Annotated in this window: 18 protein-coding genes; 7 read left to right on the top strand and 11 right to left on the bottom strand. The window is 67.5% G+C overall.

Annotation, left to right across the window (positions count from 1 at the left end; translation table 11 throughout):
• Positions 1-3: 3 nt before the first annotated feature.
• Both AB0L58_RS11965 and AB0L58_RS11970 read right to left on the bottom strand, forming a co-directional pair.
• Complete coding sequence (locus tag AB0L58_RS11965) at positions 4-960, bottom strand: YegS/Rv2252/BmrU family lipid kinase (protein ID WP_364385210.1); 957 nt, start codon at positions 958-960, stop codon at positions 4-6.
• The gene (locus tag AB0L58_RS11970) at positions 957-2,534 is read right to left on the bottom strand and encodes an FAD-binding oxidoreductase (protein WP_364385651.1); all 1,578 of its coding nucleotides are present in this window, start codon (positions 2,532-2,534) and stop codon (positions 957-959) included. The genes AB0L58_RS11965 and AB0L58_RS11970 overlap by 4 nt, the downstream gene beginning before the upstream one ends.
• Before the next feature lie 184 nt (positions 2,535-2,718).
• On the opposite strand from AB0L58_RS11970, the gene AB0L58_RS11975 reads away from it, so the two are divergent.
• Both AB0L58_RS11975 and AB0L58_RS11980 read left to right on the top strand, forming a co-directional pair.
• Positions 2,719-3,327, top strand: a complete 609-nt coding sequence (locus AB0L58_RS11975) for a helix-turn-helix domain-containing protein (protein WP_364385213.1) — start codon at positions 2,719-2,721, stop codon at positions 3,325-3,327.
• Positions 3,328-3,393: 66 nt separating this feature from the next.
• The gene (locus tag AB0L58_RS11980) at positions 3,394-4,947 is read left to right on the top strand and encodes a glycerol-3-phosphate dehydrogenase/oxidase (protein WP_364385216.1); all 1,554 of its coding nucleotides are present in this window, start codon (positions 3,394-3,396) and stop codon (positions 4,945-4,947) included.
• Here the strand turns inward: AB0L58_RS11980 and AB0L58_RS11985 are convergent.
• Positions 4,944-5,471: a GNAT family N-acetyltransferase gene (locus AB0L58_RS11985; protein WP_364385219.1), complete on the bottom strand. Its 528-nt coding sequence runs from the start codon at positions 5,469-5,471 to the stop codon at positions 4,944-4,946. The genes AB0L58_RS11980 and AB0L58_RS11985 overlap by 4 nt on opposite strands.
• A gap of 20 nt (positions 5,472-5,491) precedes the next feature.
• On the bottom strand, positions 5,492-6,163 hold the full coding sequence (locus AB0L58_RS11990; protein WP_364385222.1) for a TetR/AcrR family transcriptional regulator C-terminal domain-containing protein: 672 nt from the start codon (positions 6,161-6,163) through the stop codon (positions 5,492-5,494).
• Between the two features lie 216 nt (positions 6,164-6,379).
• On the opposite strand from AB0L58_RS11990, the gene AB0L58_RS11995 reads away from it, so the two are divergent.
• On the top strand, positions 6,380-7,210 hold the full coding sequence (locus AB0L58_RS11995) for an NAD(P)H-binding protein (RefSeq protein WP_364385225.1): 831 nt from the start codon (positions 6,380-6,382) through the stop codon (positions 7,208-7,210).
• Between the two features lie 145 nt (positions 7,211-7,355).
• On the top strand, positions 7,356-9,065 hold the full coding sequence (locus AB0L58_RS12000) for an FHA domain-containing protein (protein ID WP_364385228.1): 1,710 nt from the start codon (positions 7,356-7,358) through the stop codon (positions 9,063-9,065).
• Between the two features lie 29 nt (positions 9,066-9,094).
• On the opposite strand, the gene AB0L58_RS12005 is transcribed toward AB0L58_RS12000, so the two are convergent.
• Genes AB0L58_RS12005 through AB0L58_RS12015 form a run of 3 tightly spaced genes read right to left on the bottom strand, consistent with a single transcriptional unit; the run spans position 9,095 to position 12,953 of the window.
• Positions 9,095-11,440: a protein kinase gene (locus AB0L58_RS12005; RefSeq protein WP_364385231.1), complete on the bottom strand. Its 2,346-nt coding sequence runs from the start codon at positions 11,438-11,440 to the stop codon at positions 9,095-9,097.
• On the bottom strand, positions 11,437-12,276 hold the full coding sequence (locus AB0L58_RS12010; RefSeq protein WP_364385234.1) for a hypothetical protein: 840 nt from the start codon (positions 12,274-12,276) through the stop codon (positions 11,437-11,439). Before AB0L58_RS12010 ends, AB0L58_RS12005 begins: the two co-directional genes overlap by 4 nt.
• Positions 12,273-12,953 carry a hypothetical protein gene (locus AB0L58_RS12015; protein ID WP_364385237.1) on the bottom strand — a complete coding sequence of 227 codons (681 nt, stop codon included), beginning with the start codon at positions 12,951-12,953 and terminating at the stop codon, positions 12,273-12,275. Before AB0L58_RS12015 ends, AB0L58_RS12010 begins: the two co-directional genes overlap by 4 nt.
• Positions 12,954-13,630: 677 nt before the next feature.
• Here AB0L58_RS12015 and AB0L58_RS12020 point away from each other — a divergent pair.
• From AB0L58_RS12020 to AB0L58_RS12030, 3 genes are all read left to right on the top strand, one after another.
• Positions 13,631-15,943: an FdhF/YdeP family oxidoreductase gene (locus AB0L58_RS12020; RefSeq protein ID WP_364385240.1), complete on the top strand. Its 2,313-nt coding sequence runs from the start codon at positions 13,631-13,633 to the stop codon at positions 15,941-15,943.
• Between the two features lie 73 nt (positions 15,944-16,016).
• Complete coding sequence (gene fdhD / locus AB0L58_RS12025; protein ID WP_364385243.1) at positions 16,017-16,850, top strand: formate dehydrogenase accessory sulfurtransferase FdhD; 834 nt, start codon at positions 16,017-16,019, stop codon at positions 16,848-16,850.
• Positions 16,851-16,918: 68 nt separating this feature from the next.
• Positions 16,919-17,452: a hypothetical protein gene (locus AB0L58_RS12030; protein WP_364385246.1), complete on the top strand. Its 534-nt coding sequence runs from the start codon at positions 16,919-16,921 to the stop codon at positions 17,450-17,452.
• 63 nt (positions 17,453-17,515) lie between these two features.
• On the opposite strand, the gene AB0L58_RS12035 is transcribed toward AB0L58_RS12030, so the two are convergent.
• From AB0L58_RS12035 to AB0L58_RS12050, 4 genes are all read right to left on the bottom strand, one after another.
• The gene (locus AB0L58_RS12035; protein ID WP_364385249.1) at positions 17,516-17,926 is read right to left on the bottom strand and encodes an NUDIX domain-containing protein; all 411 of its coding nucleotides are present in this window, start codon (positions 17,924-17,926) and stop codon (positions 17,516-17,518) included.
• Positions 17,927-17,978: 52 nt separating this feature from the next.
• A complete protein-coding gene (gene mihF / locus AB0L58_RS12040) occupies positions 17,979-18,293 on the bottom strand; it encodes an integration host factor, actinobacterial type (protein WP_040687687.1) in 315 nt (104 codons plus the stop codon).
• A gap of 451 nt (positions 18,294-18,744) precedes the next feature.
• Positions 18,745-19,398: a helix-turn-helix transcriptional regulator gene (locus AB0L58_RS12045; protein WP_364385252.1), complete on the bottom strand. Its 654-nt coding sequence runs from the start codon at positions 19,396-19,398 to the stop codon at positions 18,745-18,747.
• Positions 19,391-19,543 (bottom strand): hypothetical protein, encoded by a 153-nt coding sequence (locus tag AB0L58_RS12050; protein ID WP_364385255.1) that lies wholly within the window; start codon positions 19,541-19,543, stop codon positions 19,391-19,393. Before AB0L58_RS12050 ends, AB0L58_RS12045 begins: the two co-directional genes overlap by 8 nt.
• Positions 19,544-19,552 lie beyond the last annotated feature (9 nt).

Consider the following 19,552-nt stretch of genomic DNA (forward strand, 5'->3'; position numbering starts at 1 on the left):
TGATCATCGGACCAGCACGGTAAGCGCGTCGCGCACCGCGCGGAGGGTGATGGGGAGCGTGCCTGCCGGTTCGCCGTCGGCGGTCGCGGGCGCGCCGGGGGCGGTCAAAGTCACCTGGGTAACGCGATACTGTTTGGATTGCGGGTGATCGATGCGCTTACCCGCCGACAGCGCGGGCAGCATGCGCAGCATATCCAGCCGCGAAACCGCACCCACGACAGTCAGATCCAGTAGCCCGTCGTCCATCACCGCGTCCGGGCAGACCAGCATGCCGCCGCCATAGGTGCGGGTATTGCCGATGGCCACCATGACGGCATCGGTCTCGATGACGGTGTCGGCGTCGGGGTTGTCGAGCGCGCCGGGCGCGACGCCGGCCAGCTCGATTCGGTACGGCACGGTGAAGCGGCCGGAAATCTCGGCCAGTGCGGCGAAGGTGTAGCGCAGCGGGCCTTTGGGCCAGCGCATATCGTTCGCGCGCAGGGTGACTCGCGCATCGAAACCGGTGCCGGTGACGGTGGCGAACCACTTGGGGGTGAATCCGGGTGCGGGCGATTCGATACGGCCGAGGTCGATGGTGCGGGTGCGGCCGCCGAGGATCAGGTCCGCAGCCGCGACGGGATCGTCGGTGGGCACGCCGATTTCGCGTGCGAGATCGTTGCCGGTGCCCGCGGGGATCAGGCCGAGCGGCACCCCGGTCTGCGCGATGGCTTCCAGTACGACATTCATCAAGCCGTCGCCGCCGATGCAGACCACCGCATCCGGCTCGGCGCCGCCGGTGATCGAATCCCGCACCTGGCGTATGGATTCGGCGGCCGATGGTGCGCGCACCTCGGCGACATCCACGCCATGTGCGCGGAAGCGCGCCAGCGCGGCCGCGGCCACCTCGTGTCCTCTGCCGACACCGGACTGCGGGTTGGTCACCACCGTGATCGCGCGCACCGGACGCGAATCCGATGTCACGGGACCAGCTTTCCCGGGTTGAGGATGCCCGCGGGGTCCACTTCCCGCTTCACCGCGCGCAGTACGCGCACGCCCAGATCACCGATCTCGTGCGACATCCAGGGGCGATGGTCGGTGCCGACCGCGTGATGGTGGGTGATGGTGCCGCCCACGGCCACAATCGTGTCACCGACCGCACCTTTCGCGATGAGCCACTGGGTGATCGGATCGTCCAACTGCTTGGCGATGACGGTGAAGTACAGCGACGCTCCGGTCGGATAGGTGTGCGAGATGTGGCACATCACCAGCGGCGGGGTGCCCTGTCCGGCGAGCGAATCCGTCAGTGCCGCAGTCACCCCCAGCTTGAGCTCGACCAGATTCGACCAGGTCGTCGCGGTTTCCAGGGTTTCGCACAGCACACCGAGATCGAGCAGCGCATCGCGCATATAGGGTGCGGCGAAACGCCCGTGCTCCCACTCCTGGGCCGGGGTCTGTCCCAGCGCGTTCCCGCCCGCTGCGGCGAGCAATGCCCCCGCCTCGGCGCTGCGGGCCGCGACATGCGCCTCGGTGCCTTCGAAGGTGGTGATCGCCAGACACCCGGCCACCGCCGCACCGCCGATATCCGCGGAACGCGCCAAGTTGACACCGGTCTCGACCTCGTCGGACAACCGCAGCACGGTAGGCGCGACACCTGCCTGCACCACCGAGCGCAGTGCGGCGGCGCCGGTTTCGAAATCCGGAAAAGACCAGGCCTGGTAGCCGATGGTTTCCGGCACCGGGTGTACCCGCAGCGTGACCTCGGTGATCACACCCAGCGCCCCTTCCGATCCGACGAATAGCTCACGCAGGTCCGGGCCTGCGGCGGAGGCGGGTGCGCGGCCGAGTTCGATCGTGCCGCTGGGCGTTGCGATCTTGAGGTGCTGGACCATGTCGTCGAAGCGGCCGTAACCCGCCGATGCCTGTCCGGAGGACCGAGTTGCGGCGAAGCCGCCGATGCTGGCGAATTCGAAGCTCTGCGGGAAGTGGCCGAGCGAAAGTCCATGGGCGGCAAGAAGTTCCTCGGCCTCGGGGCCGGTGAGTCCAGCCCCGAGCGTCGCGGTGCCGCTGACCGGGTCGATCTCCGAAATACCTTCCAGGTGGCGCAGATCCAGCGCGATGACGGTATCGAAGCGACCGCGGACCGGATCGACGCCGCCCACCACGCTGGTACCGCCGCCGAAGGGGACGACCGCGATGGCGTTGTCGGCGCAGTAGTCGAGCACGGCGAGCACCTGCTCGTGATCCGCGGGGAAGACGACCGCATCGGGTGCGTCCTGCGGACCGTCGGCGCGACGGCGCAGCAGGTCGGGTGTGCTCTTGCCGCCCGCGTGCAGCAGACGATCGTGGTGGTCGACCGAAATGCTGCCCACGCCGACCACCGCGACCAACCCGTCCCGTTGAGTCGGCGTCAGCGTCGACTCGCGTAGCGGCACATCGCCCTCATCGCGGCGCGCCACCGGGTCACCGGACACTCCGAATACCTGCGTCAACAGGTCCCGGATCGAAGCCGAGAGCGGCTTGTGTCCGGCAGGGATGCCCCAGGCGTCCCAAACCATACTCGCCGCATACGACGGCACGCCCGGGTTTGCGGTGGGCACCCCGGTCTCGGACGGTCCGATTTCGTCGGTGTGCTGCTGCGTCTCGACCATGCGTTACAGTTTGACATAGACTGTCAAGCAGTAACGAAAAGACACCCACTTCCGGCACCGCGGTGCCGCCGACACCCGGTGGTGATATCCGATGACTTCCGCAGCATCCGCCCCCGATGACGCGCTCTCGGCCACCGATCTCGCGATCCTCGATGCGGCCAGGGCCTGCGTACAGGAGTTCGGGGTACGCCGCACCACACTCACCGAGGTGGCCCGCCGTGCCGGTGTCAGCAGGCCCACCGTCTACCGGCGCTGGCCCGATACCGGATCACTGGTTGCCGAATTGCTGGTGCGCGAACTGCGCGCGATCGTCGCCGACACCATGCCCGCCGCGGGCGATGCGCGCACCCGGCTGGTTGAGGGCGTGGTCGCGGGTGCGGCGACGATTCGCTCGAATCCGTTGTTCGGCAAGATCTTCCGCACCGACACCGATCTGATGCTCACCTATGTCTTCGGCCGCCTCGGCCGCAACCAGCGCGCCCTGCTCGAACTGTTCGGTGCGGGCATCCGAGAAGGTCACCGAGACGGCACCATTCGCGCGGGCGATCCGGACCAGATGGCGACCATGCTGCTGCTCATCGCGCAGTCGGCGGTGCAGTCGGCCGGTACGGTCGCGCCATTGCTGGCCGGTCCGGCACTGGATACCGAGTTGGCCCGCGCGATCGATGGCTACCTGGCGCCCGTGGAGAAGGCGCGATGACAAAGCCCGTCGCGATGACCGAATGCCATGGCACCGGCGATCCGTCCGCCATCGAAAGGGACTGTAATGACTGCGAACTCGGCTGACGCCCACGGTAATTCCGCGCTGAATGCCGGACGCCGCAACCGTGATCTGCAATTGCTCGGCGACGGCGGCGAAATCGATGTGCTGGTGATCGGCGCCGGCGTGACCGGGACCGGTGCCGCGCTCGATGCCGCGGCGCGCGGACTGCGGACCGTGCTGGTGGAGCGGCACGATCTGGCATTCGGCACAAGCCGGTGGAGTTCCAAGCTGGTGCACGGCGGACTCCGGTATCTGGCCACCGGGCAGGTCGGCATCGCACACGAAAGCGCGGTCGAGCGCGGGATTCTGATCACCACCACCGCACCGCATCTCGTTCGTCCGCTGCCGCAGCTCGTGCCGCTGCTTCCGGAAATCGGTATCGCACAACGGACTTTGATCCGCGCGGGCTTCGTCGCCGGAGATGTCCTGCGCCGCAGTGCGGGCACTTCGCCAGCGACACTGCCGCGTTCGCGCCGAGTCGCCACCGCCGAGGCACTGCGACTGGCGCCGACGGTGCGCCGCGACGGGTTGCGTGGCGGCCTGCAGGCCTGGGACGGACAGCTGGTGGACGATGCGCGGCTGGTAGTCGCACTGGCCCGCACCGCCGCCGCATACGGCGCGACGATCCTCACTCGCATGGAAGCCCTTGGCGTGACCGGAGATTCGGCCACCCTGCGCGACACCCTGACCGACGAGTCCATGGCGATCCGAACTCGCGCTGTCATCAATGCCACCGGTGTCTGGGCCGATCAAGTCGACCCGAGTATCGAACTGCGCCCGAGCCGCGGCACCCACCTGGTCTTCGATGCCCGATCATTCGGCGGACTCACCGCTTCGCTGACCGTCCCCGTACCCGGCAGCACCAGCCGTTTCGTCTTCGCCTTCCCCGCCGCGCACGGCCGGGTCTACCTCGGTCTCACCGATGAGGACGCCCCCGGCCCGGTTCCCGACGAGCCGAAGCCCACCGATGCCGAAATCGATTTCCTCCTCGAAACCATCAACACCGCACTCCGAGAGCCATTGACCCGTAACGATATTCGCGGCACCTACGCCGGACTGCGCCCACTGCTGCGGACCGCCGATAACAGCACCGCCGATATCTCCCGCCGACACGCGGTCCTGCACTCCCCTGTCGGCGTCATCACCATTGTCGGCGGCAAGCTCACCACCTACCGCCAGATGGCCGAGGACGGCGTCGATGCGGCGATCGAGCACGGCAACCTCACCGCGGGCCCGTGCCGAACCAAACGACTTCCGTTGGTCGGCGCGGTCTCCGGCGCCGCTCGTGATCACATCACCGCCCCGACCGTGCTGGTCGAACGCTACGGCAGCGAGTCCGCGGCCGTACTCGACCTGGCCGAGCGCAATCCCGTACTCGCCGAACCGGTCGCGCCCGGAATCGACGTCACCGCGGCCGAATTCGCCTTCGCGATCACCCACGAAGGCGCCCTCGACACCGACGACCTGCTGGACCGCCGCACCCGGATCGGTCTCGTCGCCGAGGACCGGGCGGCGGCCCTACCAGCGGCGGAGGCAGCTTTCGCGAGCCAGCATTAGTCCAGTTGCCAGACGTCGAGTTCGGCTCGCATGGCGGCGCGCGGCCAGCGGTCGAGGCCGTGCGCGGCCTCGGCGGCCCGGATTTCGCGTAGTTCCGCGGTCTCCTCGGCGGGAGCCAGAAAGCGGAAGCCGAGGCGTTCGTAGTACGGGCCGTTCCACGCCACATCGATGAAGGTGGTCAGCGTGATCGCCTGCATCCCTTGGGCTTTCGCCCAGCACACGGCATGGTCGATCAGCCGTTTGCCGATCCGGTTACCCGCGTGATCCGGATCCACCGAGACCTGGTCGATATGAGCGTTACCGTCGACGATGCCGAGGATCAGATAGCCGATCGGGCGGCCCGCGTCATCGGGATAGATCCACGCGTGGCCCGCCTGCTGGAATTCCCGGAGCGTATCCAGTGACGGCGGATCGTCATCGGCAACGGCCATCATCCCGATGTCGGCGAACGGTTTGCCCGCCACACGCTCGATATCTTGCAGTATCGGCAGGTCGTCCTCGACCGCCGGTCGAATCATCCGCATGGATGATTCTCCCACGACAGTCATTCGACCGGAGTCGCCAGGATGCCGTTGACGAGCGCGCGCAGTGCCCAGCGCGACCGGTCGTCGCCGCCGCCCGCCAGCATCTGTTCGCGCATGGCCACCAGCGTCGGATATCGGTCGGCGGGTAGTTCGGCGAAGTGCCGGGCGACCTCGGCGACATAGTCCTGCTCGTTGGTGTCCTTGCTGTCGTACGCGCTCTGCTCCACGGCCTGTGCGGATATGTGCAGGTAGATCAGGTCCACGGCCCAGGAATTGGTTTGCGCGTCCACACCTCCCTCGGCGAGCAGGGCGAGGAGCCGCTCGACGATCACCAGGGCATTCGGACTCGTCGGTATCGAGCCGAGGGCGACCAGTGCGAGCCCCTGGTATCTGGACATCGCGTCGACGGTCGTCTCGACCAGGGACGTGAGGCGGTCGCGCCAGGTATCGCCCGTCGGCTCGGGCACCGTGCCGAGCATGTGGTCGAGCATGGCGGCCATCAGATCGTCACGGTTCGCGACGTAGACGTAGAGCGAGGCCGCGCCGGTATCGAGGTCCTGCGCGACGCGGCGCATGGTGAGGGCGGCCGAACCGTCGCGGTCGAGGATGCGTAGGCCGGTTTCGATGATCACCGCACGGCTGAGGGGTGCCTTCGCGGGGCGGGCCCGGCGGCTGACGGGTGCAGCGCTCATGCCGGCGCCTCGCCGGTCCGCTCCGGCATAACCGCTGCGGCGGCTGTGTCGATGATTCGCTCCCTGCGCTCGCTCATATCCCGGAGCATACGCTGCGACGAACACTGTTTGACACGAACACTGTTCGCCTCGTAGGGTTCGAGGCTATCGAACAGCGTTCGTAACGATCCTCGTTCGCCCTCTTCCTCAGAATCACCTTCGACCCGAGGAATTCTCATGATTCTCATTACCGGAGGCCGCGGCGCGGTCGCCGCCGATCTCATGTCCCTGCTCCGCGCCGGCGGCTACGCCGTCCGCGTCGGTTCCCGCCGGCCCGAGCAGCTTCCCGCAGGAATATCCGCCGTCGCCTGCGACCTCCGGAACCCGGCCACCTTCACCGCCGCACTCGACGGCGTCACCTCGGTATTCCTGTATGCCGAATCCGAGCGCATCACCGAATTCGTCTCCGCTGCGACCGAAGCCGGAGTCGATCACATCGTGCTGCTGTCCTCGTCCGCAGTGCTCGATCCCGATGCTGTCACCAACCCGGTCGCGAAATCCCATCTCGACGCCGAACTCGGACTCGCCGACGCACCGATGACCGTCTCCGTACTGCGTCCCGGCGCCTTCGCGAGCAATGCCCGCGGGTGGTCGTTCGCGATCAAGGCCGACCGCCCGATCAGCCTCCCCTACCCGAATGCCTACACCGATCCGATCCACGAATTAGACGTCGCCGAGTGCGCTTATGCGCTACTGACGAAACCGGACCACCGCGGTCATGTCTACACCCTCACCGGCCCACAGACCTTGACGTTCACCGCACAGATCGACCTGATCGGCAAGATCACCGGCCGCACCGCAGTCATTGCCCACGTGACCCCCGACGCATGGAAACGGGAGATGGCCGAATTCATCCCCGCCCACTACGCCGACGGCCTCCTCGACTACTGGCGTCGCTGCGACGGCGTCCCCACCCCGATCACCGATACCGTTTCCACCCTCACCACCCACCCCGCCCGGCCCTTCACCACCTGGCTCGAAGACCACGCGTTCGAGTTCACCGGCTAGCTCGCCGCGAGTGATGCGCGACACCTCGTCGACCAAGGGCGGGTCGGATCACTGTCGGTGCGTGGTTGCGGTTCGTCGAGGGCCGGTTTCGGGTGCTCGGCACGCTCTATGCTGGACGCCGATAGTGTCCGGGAAGGAGGCGCGGGTGCGAAATGACCCGTCGACCGTGGGGATTGCGCCGGGCGATGGTCTGATCGCACGCTTCGGTGCGGTTGTCGTGTATCTCGCGGGCGAAACCCCTTCCACGGACCGGATACTCGGTGCGATCGAGGCCGTGGCGGATACGCGACACCCTGGGGCGGCGATCGCGCAGCGCCTGGCGGCGGTGGTTTTCGGCGGCAATTCCGAGCCGCCGCCGTTCGGCGTTATCGCGCCGACCGCCGACGGCACCGTGATTTTGCTGCGCGGACAGGTCAGCGCGCAGATCCAGGGCGCGCAAGGATCGCGGCGACTGTCCGGAGCCCGCGCGTTCACCTGGGTAGACGAAATCGTGCGCGAACCGGTACGGCGGATCGCGGTCGGCGCGGACACCGCCTTCCCGATACACGAACAGCCACGCACCGACCTGCGCGCAGGCATCGTCCCCGGCGGCGGTTTCGTCCTACGCATAGCCGCCCGCCGCATCGGAAAATCCGCAGCCACCCGAGCCCGCACCACCGGCACTCCGCCCGCCGCCGAACCCCCACCCACCGCTCCGGCCGGATTCGAAGCCCTGCGCGAGCCGACCGCGAAGTCCGAGGCCACCCCGACCGGCCAGCACATCGGCGCGCCCCACCCCGCCAGATCGGCACGGCTCGGCGCCACCGCCCGCCCGACGGGATCGCTGCGAGAGCCTCCCGCGCGGTCGACCGAACCCAACGAGCCCACCGAGAAGCGTCGCTCGGCAGAATCGGTGCACCCGCCCCGGTCTCCGCACAGATCCGCCGCCGAATTCGACGGGCCGACCGAGAAGCCAGGACCCACCGGATCCACACAATCCGGCCCGACCCCGCAACAATCCGCAGCCAAGCCCACCGCACACGACGAACCAACCGAGAAAGCAGGACCCACCGGATCCACACAATCCGGCCCGACCCCACAGCAAGCCATTGCCAACTCCGCCGAACCAGCCGAAAAGGCAGGACCTACCGGATCGACGGATTCCGACCGATCCTCACAGAGATCGGCAACGCGGGCCATGGGATTCGACGAGTCGACCGAGAGGACCGGACCCGCGGGATCGACGGCCGCTGCCCGGTCGGGCTCGGCATCATCGGAGGCGCAGCCCGATGATTCGGCACCATCCGGTCGATCCGGGCAGGCAGGCGCGGAGGAGATCGGCACCAAGGCCATGTCCGCTCGGGACCGGGAGGAGGCCGCCGGAACGCGGGCCGGAGTGACAGCGCAGCCGGAACCGATTGCGCTGCACAAGATTCTGGCGTTGCAGGGGGTAAGACCGCGACCCCTGCGACCGATCGGGGGCACGAACAACTCGGGGGTGGGGCAGCCCATCGGCACGCTGGTTCTCGCGGATGGCTCCGCGTATCCACTGGACCGGGCCTACGTTGTCGGCCGCAGCCCGATGATCGACGAGACGGTACGCGCGGCCACCGCCACTCCCCTCGCGGTCCCGCGCGACCGCCACGTCTCACGGGTGCACGCCTACGTCTCGGTCGACCGCGGCAAGGTCTACGTCCGCGACGCCGAGACCCCCGCAGGCACTTTCATCGCCGCCCCCGGCGCCGACGAATGGACCCGCATCGGCACCACCCCGACCGAACTGCACCCCGGTTGGAGCCTACGCATAGGCCAACGCATCCTCACCTACCGCACCGAGGACCCGACACAAGCCACCAGCAAACGCCGCCACTCCTGACCAGCGACACATCGTTCCGGGCTACCGCGTCAACGGTGATCGCGGCGGACGCGGCGAAGGAGTCGGCGGCGCTTGCCGATTCGCTGTGCGCCCAGTGCGGCGGCGACTCCCGCGGCGGCGGCGAGTACGGCGGTGACGGCGAGGGTGGTGATGGTGGGCGGGGTGTCGCGCAGAATCCAGGCGCCACCGGCGACGGCGGCGGCGAGAATGGCGGCACTGGCGGACAAGCCGATGATGTTGGCGAAGCCGCCGTGGCCGCGACGTAAGGTGCGGGTGTTGGACTCCAGGTAGGCGACGCCGAACAGGGCGAGGACCACGATCGCGGCCGCCGCCACCGTGTGTGTCGGGCGCCCGGTGGTGCGGAATTGGATTCGCTGCGTGGCGATTTCGTTTCCGCTGCGCGAGAGGGTGAGCTGGCCGTCGAGGCTGCCGGCCAGTACGTGCGAGTTGACCGGATCGGGCAGGGTGGCCACGCCACCGGGCCGCAGCGGAACCGGATCCCCGCCCACCCGCACGCCGAATACCTCCACCGTGAGCGCGGCGGAGTCGACATCGATTCCATTGACCTGCAACGGAATCGGATTCGACAGATCGATCTCGATCGGATTCGGCTCCGTCGGATCGACACCGGCGACGGTGACCGTGCCAGGTACCAGATCCCCTCCGGCGGTCGGCGCAGCCAATCCGATGACCGCAACCACACACGCAGCCACCGCGAGCAACACCCCGACCACGAACAACGGCCACGCAGCAGCAAAGGTAACGACATCGCGGATGGGTACCAGATCCCGCCGATCGACATCGGCCAACCGAACACCGTTGTCCTGCAGCCCATGCACCGGACGCACCCGCCCCATCGGCGGCCGAAAAGACGGTGGTGTACCCCGAGTTGCCCCGGCCGTCATCTCTGATGTCGACCATGCCGACGCATCCGGCTCAGCGGCGGGCCACCTAGCTTCGGGCAACCCTGGCGCACGCGGTTCCGACGCTGACGGCTCCGACACCGACCTCGGCCCTGTAGTCGCATCTCCCGGTGTAGGGCGTGGCGCGTGCGGCGCCCACTCGGACCGTGCACCCGGTGTCGGATCTCCGGCCCCGAGCAATGCCGCCCCTGCTGCGTGCGACTCCGCAACGGGCCGCGCCTCGGGTGTCGCGGCGCCCGACTGTTCAGAACCATCCGCGATTCCACCATGCCGTGGCACCGGCGCTATCGGCCCGCTCGCAACCGAATCCGAACCGTGTGGGCGGTCCGTCAGCGAGATTTCGGTTGGCGCCGCCGAAGGGGGAACCAGCCCAGATTCGGGTGCTGCGAACGGAGGAACGGTTGGAGCGGCGGTTACCGGAGGCCGCGGTCCGAAACCTGCGGGTGGCACGCCGGTGCGCTGTGTGACGGCGGCGTGTTCGAGCCCGACTCGCGGTCTCGGTGTCTGAACACCGGATCGCCCGGCGGCACGACTGCTTCCGGTCGCGGCGGCGACAATGGTGTCCGCACCGATGACCGGAATGCCCACGGGCGTAAGCCAATCGCCACCCCAGCACACAGCGGCAAACTCGGCGAGCGCGACCCCGAAGAGTTCGGCGGTATCGAACCGATCGGCCGGATCGGTCGCGAGGCCACGCATCACCACGTCGGCGATCGGCTCGGGGACGCCCGGTGCGACCTCGACGAGCGGTATGGGATTGCCGAAGGCGTGTGCGAAAAGCGTTGCCAGATGGTCTTCATTCGGCGGAAACGGCAGCACCCCGGACAGCAGCTGATACAGCATGGTCGCCAGCGCGTAGACATCGGTGGCGGGCGAAAGCGGCTGTCCACGTGCCTGTTCCGGCGCGATATAGGACGGAGTGCCGACGATCTCCCCGGTCCGGGTCACCAATGTCTCATCGCCGCCGACAATTTTGGCGATCCCGAAATCGGTCAGTTTTATCGCACCGCCGGTACCGAACATGAGATTCGACGGTTTGACGTCGCGGTGCAGAATCTGGTGGCGGTGCGCCGCTTCCAGACCAGCGGCACACGCCAGCCCGACCGCGACCGCGGTAGCCGCGTCGAATCCCTCCGTCGCGAACCGAGTGCCAACGGTCCCGCCGGGCAGGTACTCCAGCACCAACAGGCACAGCTCGTCGGCCTCGATATAGTCGAAAACCCGCACCACATGCGGATGATCGATGGCCGCGAGCAACCGCGCCTCGGCGACGAACCGACGCCGCACGTGCTCGTCGTGCGCGAACTGCGGTGGAATCTGTTTGATGGCAACCGGTCGCCCCAGCCGACGATGGGTACCCGCGAGCACCACGCCGCATCCGCCCCTGCCGACCTGCGCACCGATGTCATATGCGGGCAGCACGGCCCGCAATCGCCCGGTATCCGATGTCAAGATATCGCCCCATCCGCCGGCACGCGCTCGGTTTCCACATCGACGACTTCGTCGGCCTCTTCCGTCGGCGCGAGATCCCCGACTTCCGGTGTCGGCGAACAGTATCCGAGCAGGAAGCCGACCGCCGCCGCCACCCCGGCAACCGCAAGCCACAATCCGGTATCGGGAACCCACCACCGCAACACCGACGCGGTGAACCCGAATACCAATCCGATGCCGATTCCCGGCGCGAGTAGCCGCAACCCGCGCTGCCACCGGTTGGCGGACAGCCGATGCCGGGCGATCGCCAGCGCCGCATCGGCAATGGCCAGCAGCGTCAGCACCGCCAGCGCGATCCCGAACAGTCCGTATACCGAATACAGCGAGCCGCGCACGTCGGTGTCCAGCGGTATCGCGGCGACCCGTGTGCCGTCCTCGCCGATCACCGCCAAATCCGCGACGATCAGTCCGGTCGCCTGACCCTCGAGCCCGGTCAGATCGAGCCGATACCTCAGTTCCTCGGATCTTCCCGGTGCGATGGTCAATTCGACCGCGGTCGAGTACGAGAAGAAGGTCAGCCCGAGCACATGCCCGGCCAGGTCCACCCGCCGAATGCGCAGCGCCCCATCGGTGTTGTTGGTCAACGCGATAGCCATCCGAATGGTGCCGTTCGGTTGCAGTCGTAGCGGTTCGGTGGTGGAGGTGTCGGCGATATCGCGATCGTCGATGGTCGCCGACATGTCCACACCCTGCGGCTTGGCCGCGACCGGCGCCGCCGACAACCCGAGGAGCACGAGGGTGAACACACTGGGCAGCACAACAATTCGCGTCACCGCCGAGACGGGGACTCCCATCATGGTTCCCTCCGCGCGGGTAGGTGCGAGACGAGCCGATGCCCGTAGAACCAGGCACCGATCAACAGGAAGAACAGAATTACCGTCAATGTCGAAGTGGCGGAGCTGATCCGGCTGACCAGCACCACGTCCAGCGGCGCGGTGAGCGTGCGCCCGCAGCGCGCCGTCACCTCATATCGCCCGACGTCGATCGACGTCAACGCCAGCGGTGCCCGGAACCCGCCATCTGCGCCCGCGACGGTGTTCCCGACCGGTGTGTCCCCGACCAGCAGGCTGACCTGCGACCGTGGCTCGCACCCCGATCCAGCCGCGGTGACATCGTCACCCAGCCCGATCGCCGTTGGCGTGAGCTCGAGCGCGGCGGGTTGCGGAGCGATAGGCGGCGCCGGTGCCGCGGTGGCGGGCAGCGGCGGATCCGCGGGACGAGCGGTCGGCACAACCACCTCGGGCTGCTTATTCGACCGAGGTTCCGGCGGCCGTGGATCCTCCGGTAGCTGCCGCGGCGGCAGCACCGTGGTGGACGAATCCACGGGCGGCGCGGGCCTGACCGGCGGCTGTGGCGGCGGCGAGGTGATGGTGATCGGCGGCAGCACGATATCCGGCAGCCGCGGTTGTTCGGGACTGGAGGTCGGTCCCGAGCAGCCATCCGACGACCGCCCGGCACACGGATCAGTGGGCACCCGACTGCTCGTGGTCTGCGTCCCGGTTCCATCACTTGTCCCGGTTCCATCGCCTGTCCCGGTACCGTCGCGCGTCCCGGTACCGTCGCGCGTCCCGGTACCGTCGCGCGTCCCGGAACCGTCGCGCGTCCCGCCGCCGTCGGAATTGTCATTCGGCACCGAGGTGCTGGTCTGCGCCCCGGCCCCATTCCGCGTTCCTTGGTGCCCACCCGGCACGGGCGTTGTCGCAACCACCGACGAAGTCGGCTCGTCCGATGCCGGAACCCCGAAGGCCGATACCCGACCGAACCCGACCGCCACCAACAGCGCGGCCGAACAAAAAATACCCCACCGAATACGGGATTTCGCACGCCGGGACGCCACCTGCCGACGCTCTCCGCCGGCACGCGTCGGAATTGCCGCCAGCGTCCCCATCGCCCAAGCCTCAATCAGCGATTTGATCAGTAGCTATGGTAAGCCCGCACCCGCCGACGCGGAGCCTTCTCGCGGAGCCGGAACCCCGCGAAAACCGCTGGCTACCAGGCAGCGTCGCCGAGGTACCCGGCGGCAAACATTCACCCGAGTGTCCACGATCCGGCTCGGGAGGGACCGGAGCCCACAACCGCAATACGAGCATCCGTAATCAGGACAAAGGGTGGGTCCACGACAAAATTCGTGAGAAGAGGACAATATCCACCATGCACCGTAACGGGCCGACACAGGACATCGACGAGTCCGGATTGACCGTGACCCAGCCCAAGGAGCAGGCCGCGGGTGTGACCGCCGTGGCGGTCGCGCTCAAACGCGGGGTCGAGGAGATGGGCGTGCTGCGTACCGCGCGCACGCTGGCCCGCGTGAACCAGGTGCACGGCTTCGACTGCCCCGGCTGTGCCTGGCCCGAGCCGACGGGGCACCGCCGCCCGGCCGAATTCTGTGAGAACGGCGCCAAGGCCGTCGCCGAGGAGGCGACGCTGCGCACCGTCACCCCCGAATTCTTCACCGCGCACTCGATCGAGGAACTGGCGAGCAAATCCGGTTACTGGCTCGGCCAGCAAGGCCGCCTCACCCATCCGATGGTGCTGCGCCCCGGCGCGACCCATTACGCGCCCATCGAGTGGGACGACGCCTACCGACTCATTGTCGAGTACCTGCGCGCGCTGAGCTCCCCCGACGAGGCCCTGTTCTATACCTCGGGCCGCACCGCCAACGAGACCGCGTTCCTCTACCAATTGCTGGTCCGCAGCTTCGGCACGAACAATCTGCCGGACTGTTCGAATATGTGCCACGAATCCTCCGGCGCCGCGCTGACCAGCTCCATCGGCATCGGCAAGGGTTCGGTCTCGATCGACGACTTCGCCGAAGCGGATCTGATCATTGTCGCGGGTCAGAATCCGGGCACCAATCATCCGCGCATGCTCAGCGCGCTGGCGAGCGCGAAGGCCAACGGCGCCAAGGTCGTCGCGGTCAACCCGCTGCCGGAGACCGGACTGCTCGGCTTCCGCGACCCCCAGACGGTCAAGGGCTTCACCAGCGGTGTCGCCATTGCCGACGACTTCCTGCAGATCCGGCTCGGCGGCGATATGGCGCTGTTCCAAGGCCTGGGCAAAATGCTGTTCGAGGCCGAGGACCGCGCGCCGGGCACAGTGGTCGACCGCGAGTTCGTCGACGCGCGTTGTGCGGGTTTCGCCGAATACGAAAAGAATATGCGCGCCGTCGATCTCGCAACGGTACGGGACGCAACCGGCCTAACCGATGACGATCTGCAGCGCACCGCAACACTTTTGGCCGAATCGAAGAACATCATCATCTGCTGGGCGATGGGCCTGACCCAGCAGCGGCACGGCGTCGCCACCATCGAGGAGGCGACGAATCTGCTGTTGCTGCGCGGCATGATCGGTAAGCCCGGCGCGGGCGTATGCCCGGTGCGCGGCCACTCCAACGTCCAAGGCGACCGCACCATGGGCATCTGGGAGAAGATGCCCGAGACCTTCCTCGACGCGCTCGACCGCGAATTCGGCATCACCAGCCCGCGCAAACACGGCTACGACACCGTCGATGCCATCCGCGCCATGCGCGCGGGTAGGGCGCGGGTGTTCTTCGGCATGGGCGGCAATTTCGTCTCCGCCACCCCCGATACCGAAGTCACCGAGGCCGCGCTGCGCAGTTGCGCGCTGACCGTGCACGTCTCCACCAAACTCAACCGCAGCCACATCGTGCACGGTGCGACCGCACTCATCCTGCCCACCCTCGGCCGCACCGATCTCGATCTGCGGGGCGGCACCAAACAGCAAGTGTCGGTGGAGGATTCGATGTCCATGGTGCACCTGTCCACTGGTCGGCTGAAGCCGGTCAGCGAGTACCTGCGCAGTGAGGTCACCATCGTCTGCGAACTCGCCCAGGCCCTGCTCGGCGCCGATCACCCGGTGCCGTGGGCGCAATACCAGCAGGACTACGACAAGATCCGCGATGCGATCGCCCGCGTCGTGCCCGGCTGCGCCGACTACAACCAGCGGGTGCGCGACCGCAACGGCTTCGTCCTGCCGCACCCACCGCGCGATTCCCGCGAATTCCGCACCGCCAGCGGCAAAGCCAATTTCGCGGTGAACGAACTGACCTGGGTACCGGTCCCCGAGGGCCGGCTGATCCTGCAGACCCTGCGTAGCCACGACCAGTACAACACCACCATCTACGGCCTGGACGACCGCTACCGCGGCGTGCACGGCGGCCGCAAGGTGGTCCTGATGAATATCGACGACATCACCGAATTCGGTTTCGTGGACGGTGATCTGGTGGATCTGATCTCCGAATGGACCGACGGCACCGAACGCAAGGTAACCGGCTTCCGCATCGTCGAATACTCGACCCCACGCGGCAACGCCGCCGCCTACTATCCCGAGACCAATCCCCTGGTTCCGCTGGATCACGTGGCGGCACGGTCGAATACGCCGGTATCCAAGGCCGTGACGATCCGGGTGGAGCCACACGTCCACGGCAGCGAGGCGCAGTCGTGAGTGAGCGAAGCGAGCGAACCATGTCACAGTGCGCCCTGCGCACGACGGAGCCGAGCGGCAGCGAGGCGCAGTCGTGAGCAGAGTGACCGCGCGCCGCAAGACGCATCGCGTCTCCCCCAGCGGCGTGATCGAACGCCCGGATTCCGTTGCGGTGGAAGAACCGTTGGAACTGCGCCTCAACGGCCAATCACTCACCGTCACCATGCGTACACCGGGCAACGATATCGAACTGGTGCACGGCTTCCTCCTGGGCGAGGACATCATTCACACCGCCGAGGACGTGGTGAGCGCCCGCTACTGCGCGGGCACCGACGACAACGGCCACAACACCTACAACGTCCTCGATGTCCACCTGCGCAACCCGATCCCGGTGCGCAGCCGCAACTTCCTCACCACCGGCGCATGCGGTCTCTGCGGTAAAACCGCACTCGACGAGGTCCGCACCCGCACCAGATTCCCGCTCCCGACCACCTCGACCACCGTGGACACCGAAACCCTCGCCGCCATGCCCGACCGATTACGCACCCGCCAAACGGTTTTCGACGCCACCGGCGGCCTGCACGCTGCGGGACTGTTCACCACCGACGGCACCCCACTCGCCGTGCGCGAGGACATCGGCCGACACAACGCCGTCGACAAAGTCCTCGGCTGGGCGGTTCTCGAAAACCGGATCCCCGCAAACGATCTCGTGCTCATTGTCAGCGGCCGGGCCTCCTTCGAACTCGTCCAGAAGGCCGTGATGGCGGGCATCCCGATGCTCGGCGCCGTCTCCGCCCCCAGCTCATTGGCCATCGATCTGGCCGTCGAATCCGGCCTCACCCTGGTCGGCTTCCTGCGCGGCGACACCATGAACATCTATTCCCGCGCCGACCGGCTGACCATCACCGACGAGGTCGCCGCCTATTGATCGTGACCCGAGGTCCGACTTACGGTTGCAGCACCAGATCCCTGGTTCGGCGACGAACGGAGAGACCGATGCGGATCACGGTAGATGGCAAATCCGGCGGGCTACGGGTCCGGATGCGGTTCGAACAGCAGCGCAATCGCTGGCTCGCGGTGCGAATCATATTGGCGGTATCGGCATTTCAGGGCGCGGTCGTCGGACTGTGGGCGGTCTTCGCGCCGCACTCCTGGTACACCAGCTTTCCGGGTTTCGGCATGCAGTGGATCTCTGCGGACGGCCCCTACAACCACCATCTGGCCTTCGATGTCGGCTCGTTCTTCCTGGCGCTGACCGCGGTGACCCTGGCCGCGCTATTCCTCGGCGGCAGTGCGCTTGCCCAGGTCGCGGGCCTGGGCTGGCTGGTATTCGGCCTTCCGCACCTGCTTTATCACGCCTTCCACAAACCCGCCGCCATGGGCGGGGCCAGCTTCACCCTCAGCGTCATCGGTGCGGCGCTGATCGTCGCGCTCGGCCTGGCCCTGCTCCTGGTCACCCCGCGCGGGCCGCAGCTGCGTGATCCCGACCCGATCACCTTCCATCTTCCGCGCCGCCGTACCACCAGGTAGACCCCCGAAACAGCAACGCCCCACAGCGCATGCTGTGGGGCGTTCTCCGTGCGAACTGGGCGTTCAGGACGCGTGCCAACCTCCGACCTCGGTCAAATGGTCGAGGGCCCGCACAACGGCCGGTGCGCACAGGTGTCCGTCGTCCGGCCCGAGCCACGCCATCTCGGCGATCTCCGCCGCCGGAGCCGGCGTGCCGTGACCGGGCGCGCGGAAGCAGTGCATCTCGACCAGTGTTCCGGGACGCCCGTGGGCGGGGGCCGTAATGGTCACCACGGGCGTGATCCGGTGCGCCTCCAATTCGACGCCGACTTCCTCGCGAACCTCCCGAACGAGCGCTCCCGCCAAGGTTTCTCCGGATTCGGGCTTGCCGCCCGGTAGATAGAAGGCGTCGCGTCCCTCGGTCCGGACCGCGAGCAAGCGGCCGTTCTCGACGCACAGCCACGCCACCGACGTGAGCGTTCGTTCCCCGATCATGGTCCGGCTGACCCTTTCGAGCGACCTGCACGCAATCGCTATGGACGACGTGTCAGTCCTTCAGCGCTTCGAGCAACGCCGCACGCTGGCGGGCGCCGAGTCCACCGATGCGGCGGTCCTCGGGGATTTCCGCCTGGTCCATCAGCTTGGCAGCCTTGACCGGTCCGACCCCGGGCAGCGCCTTGATCACGGCAGCGACCTTGGTCTTCTTGACCAGGTCGTCGCTGTCCGCCTTCTTCAACAGGTCTGCAACCGAAACCTTGCCGGCCTTCACCTTGCCGATCAGTTCGGAGCGCGCCTTGCGGACCGCAGCCGCCTTGGCCAACGCCTCAGTGCGCTGTTCCGCGGTCATGGTAGGCAGTGCCATGTCTCCTCCGCTTTCACTCGTCACTCGAACATCTGGTTGACTCGAACATCTGGTTGACCGGACCGAGTAAACAGCACGACGAGCACCGCGCCAGCTCGACACACCGGGTTCGAACAGCGGGAAATAGCGACAAGTTTTCCGAACCGCCCCGGCCCCACCGGGCAACAGACCCATGCGGACCAGCGAAAAGGACAAAAGGAATCCGGTCATGAACCCGTTGCATCGGTCGATCGCCACTCGATGGCGTTCAGCGAGGTCGCCGGCGGGCTGCACATACGGCGGCTGGACCGAGGCGATGTGGCGACTCCGGACCCGCCAGGCGCGCCACGGTACGGCGAATTCCGGCCCCCGTAAAAAGGGGCCGTGGGGGCGATAACACATGGCGGGGCAATGACGACACCTAAAGCAGACGCACAAGTGCGGGACAAAGGTTCAACGGCGAACCAGGGAATCAACGGCGATTCCGAGTCCGGGCGCGATCGGGTGGCACAGTGATGTGACAAGCGGTCGTCACCGTATCCCACATCGCTAGCGCGCCAACGAGATAACCGACAGGCACCGATCGCTGGCTGTCGATATGCGGACCGGCGGGCGGGTCGGCGGCGATGGACTGCCAGAACTCGACCGATGCCTGCTCGAAGGCGATGCCGAACCGCACGATCGCCGCGGCGGTGCCGCGCAGGGGTTCCGCGGCGGCTGTGAACTGTTCGAGCAGCTTCCGGTGGGCGTCGCGGTGCCGCCGCGCCAGCGCGACGATGTTCCCCGGTGCGGTCAGCGGCCCGAAGAACAACTTCAACAGTGCCGGGTCGCGGACCTCGGGAAATTCGGCGCCGACGGCGGCGAGCCATTCGCGCAGCGCCGTCTTGCCGGGTTCGGCGATCGCGAACCGGCGCCGCCTCCGGCCACCCTCCTCTCGCTCCTCCTCGACGAATCCGCCCGTCGCGAGCCGGGCCGGTTCGCTGTAGAGCTGCGAGTGCGGGAAAGTCCAGAAATGCCCGATGCTCTCGGCCACCAGTTGTTTGAGCTCGTACGGCGTCTTCGGCCCTGTTCCGGCCAGCAGGCCCGGCACACAGCGGCTCATACCGCGCACGCGGGAATCACGCATGCCGATGCTCGTCACAGAAATTCCACCATCGAACCCCGCCCACATGGCTGTGCGCACCGAGGCCGCGCCGAGCCAGTCGCCACCCGCTGATGTTCGCCGCCGGCGCGGTGATCGCGGCGGACTGCCTGGCGGTGGTGCTGGCCAACTACCGCGA

Source organism: Nocardia sp. NPDC052112 (genome assembly GCF_040680135.1).
In the GTDB taxonomy this organism is placed as follows: domain Bacteria; phylum Actinomycetota; class Actinomycetes; order Mycobacteriales; family Mycobacteriaceae; genus Nocardia.

Bases quoted from the DNA above. Each gene is read 5' to 3' on its own strand.
- AB0L58_RS11990 (WP_364385222.1), bottom strand. From the start codon at position 6,163: ATGAGCGCTGCACCCGTCAGCCGCCGGGCCCGCCCCGCGAAGGCACCC.
- AB0L58_RS12030 (WP_364385246.1), top strand. From the start codon at position 16,919: ATGCGGATCACGGTAGATGGCAAATCCGGCGGGCTACGGGTCCGGATG.
- AB0L58_RS11975 (WP_364385213.1), top strand. From the start codon at position 2,719: ATGACTTCCGCAGCATCCGCCCCCGATGACGCGCTCTCGGCCACCGAT.
- AB0L58_RS12035 (WP_364385249.1), bottom strand. From the start codon at position 17,926: ATGATCGGGGAACGAACGCTCACGTCGGTGGCGTGGCTGTGCGTCGAG.
- AB0L58_RS12010 (WP_364385234.1), bottom strand. From the start codon at position 12,276: ATGATGGGAGTCCCCGTCTCGGCGGTGACGCGAATTGTTGTGCTGCCC.
- AB0L58_RS12045 (WP_364385252.1), bottom strand. From the start codon at position 19,398: ATGCGTGATTCCCGCGTGCGCGGTATGAGCCGCTGTGTGCCGGGCCTG.
- AB0L58_RS12020 (WP_364385240.1), top strand. From the start codon at position 13,631: ATGCACCGTAACGGGCCGACACAGGACATCGACGAGTCCGGATTGACC.
- AB0L58_RS11970 (WP_364385651.1), bottom strand. From the start codon at position 2,534: ATGGTTTGGGACGCCTGGGGCATCCCTGCCGGACACAAGCCGCTCTCG.
- mihF (WP_040687687.1), bottom strand. From the start codon at position 18,293: ATGGCACTGCCTACCATGACCGCGGAACAGCGCACTGAGGCGTTGGCC.
- AB0L58_RS11995 (WP_364385225.1), top strand. From the start codon at position 6,380: ATGATTCTCATTACCGGAGGCCGCGGCGCGGTCGCCGCCGATCTCATG.
- AB0L58_RS11980 (WP_364385216.1), top strand. From the start codon at position 3,394: ATGACTGCGAACTCGGCTGACGCCCACGGTAATTCCGCGCTGAATGCC.
- AB0L58_RS11985 (WP_364385219.1), bottom strand. From the start codon at position 5,471: ATGCGGATGATTCGACCGGCGGTCGAGGACGACCTGCCGATACTGCAA.